The sequence below is a fragment of the Mesorhizobium sp. M2A.F.Ca.ET.039.01.1.1 genome, assembly GCF_003998035.1.
Classification (GTDB): Bacteria; Pseudomonadota; Alphaproteobacteria; order Rhizobiales; family Rhizobiaceae; genus Mesorhizobium.
Genome location: NZ_RZRY01000902.1, coordinates 1 through 2,147, shown reverse-complemented (window position 1 = coordinate 2,147; position 2,147 = coordinate 1). Strand labels below are relative to the sequence as shown.

Below are 2,147 nucleotides of genomic sequence, written 5' to 3'. Positions count from 1 at the left end.
GTCTCAAGTGTCATGTAGCGCGCCCGCTGCACGGCCCATTCATCATTCTGTTCAAGCAGCAACGCGCCGACGAGACGGACAATGGCATCGTCATTGGGGAAGATACTGACGACCTCGGTCCTGCGCTTGATCTCGCCGTTGAGATGCTCGATCGGGTTAATAACCGGTATGAAGATCTCGGTGCCGATGACCGGCTGCGGTTTCCAGGATCGCGGCGTATGGTGCGACTATCCGGGACGGAGGCACCGGGAGCACGAAGGTGCGGGCAGGCCGATCCACACGATGAGCCGAGAGCTCGTGTTAGTAGCTGGCCGCCTCTGCGACTCGGCCGGTTGCGCCGTGAGCGCGAATCCGTAGTTGTCGTGTCGCCCGCCGCTCCCGTCGTTTCGCTCTGACAGGAGGCGCATATGCGACGCGTGATTGGAATGGACATCCACCGAACCTTTGGGGAGGTGGTTTTCTGGGAAGATGGCAGACTTCGACATGGAGGGCGGGTCGACATGACCCGAACGGCGCTGGAGGGCTTTGGTAAGAGCCTTCTGGCGGCAGACGAGGTGATAATCGAGGCGACCGGTAACTGCATGGCGGTGTCACGGGTGTTGTCACCCCTTCGTGAAGCGGGTGGTCATCGCCAACCCACTTCAGGTGAAGGCGATCGCCCATGCCCATGTGAAGACTGACAAGGTCGATGCGGGCACTCTGGCCAGCCTGTACGCCGCAGGCTATCTGCCGGAGATCTGGACGCCGGATGCCGCCACCGAGCGAATGCGCAGCTGGTCGCACACCGCTACCAGGTTGTGCGGCATCGAACACGGATCAAAAACGAGGTGCATGCGATCCTTCATGCACATCTGATCCCGAAGTGTCCGCACGCCGATCTGTTCAACGTCCGCGGCCGCGCCTTGCTGGCGCGCCAACCAGTGCCGGACTATGAGCGGTTCGCGATCGAGCGGCATGTGCGCGAACTCGATCGGCTTGCCGAGGACTTGGCGACCATCGACCGGGAGATTGCCGAGACCACGCTGGACGATCCAGCGATCAGGCGTCTGCTCACCATCACCGGCGTCAACCTGGCCGTGGCAGCGGGGCTGATGGCGGCGATCGGCGACATCGCTCGCTTCAAGAGCCCTCAGAAGCTGGTCAGCTATTTCGGCCTCAATCCGCGTGTGCATCAGTCGGGCCTCGGCGCCGCCCATCATGGCCGGATCAGCAAGGTCGGACGCAGCCACGCCCGCGCGATGCTGGTGGAGGCCGCCTGGGCGGCCGCTAAGGCCCCGGGTCCGCTGCATGCGTTCTTCGTCCGTATCCGGGCCAGGCGCGGCCATCAGGTTGCCGCAGTCGCTGTCGCGCGCAAGCTGACGGTTCTATGCTGGCATCTGCTGACGAAGGAGGAGGACTACCTCTGGGCGCGACCAAGTCTCGTCGCCCACAAGGTGCGCAGCATGGAATTGCAAGCCGGCAAGCCGCAGAAGAAAGGTCGCGCGGGCGCCTCAATCCGGCAAGGCATGAATAAGGCTGCCCGGCGGCGCTTTCAGCCGATGCGCCACGCTTCGCCACGAGGTCGCCCGCGCCGTTGAAGAATACCACGACCGGAAAGAAAGCGCTTGTCGATCTCATCCGTGCTGTGCAGCTTGACGCGGTGCTCTTTCGGGAAAGTCATTTAGGCGAGCACGTCGTGCTCGGCCTTGTCCATGATGGTGGCGAGCTTCGGCACCTTGGGCCGGATCTGATCGGCCACGGCGCGCCATTGCACGCTTGCGGCCTCGGCCGTCTCCTGGGCGAAGGCGGTGGCGATGAAAGCCGAGACGACGCGGCGGCCGCTCTTGCCGGCATGCGCCAGCACGTTCCTCATGAAATGGACGTTATGCCGACGTCGGCATAACGTGCACTTCCTCGGGAACGCGCTCGATCATCTGCCGAGGAAGCATGCCGATGATTGCCTGCAGGAGTTGCGCTGGCTCTATGACCGGCGCGATCTCGCCGAAGCCAAGGCCGATCTCGCCGCATGGCTTGCCAAATGGTCGTCGCGCTATCCGCGCCTCACCGCATGGGTGGAGGAGACCATCGAATACACGCTGACCTTCTTTTGCCTGCCGCGCCAGCACCACAAGCACCTGAAGTCCACCAACATGCTGGAGCGCCTCAAC

General features: G+C 63.3%; 4 pseudogenes. 2 read left to right on the top strand and 2 right to left on the bottom strand.

The annotated features are described in order from the left end of the window. Positions 1–158, bottom strand: a pseudogene (locus EOA24_RS35325) (transposase); the annotation flags it as partial. 249 nt (positions 159–407) lie between these two features. On the opposite strand from EOA24_RS35325, the pseudogene EOA24_RS43530 reads away from it, so the two are divergent. Continuing rightward, positions 408–1,577 (top strand): annotated as a pseudogene (locus EOA24_RS43530) (IS110 family transposase). 86 nt (positions 1,578–1,663) lie between these two features. Here EOA24_RS43530 and EOA24_RS35315 read toward each other — a convergent pair. After that, a pseudogene (locus tag EOA24_RS35315) lies at positions 1,664–1,861 on the bottom strand (transposase); the annotation flags it as partial. 22 nt (positions 1,862–1,883) lie between these two features. Between EOA24_RS35315 and EOA24_RS35310 the strand changes: the two are divergent. Continuing rightward, positions 1,884–2,147: pseudogene (locus tag EOA24_RS35310) on the top strand (transposase); the annotation flags it as partial.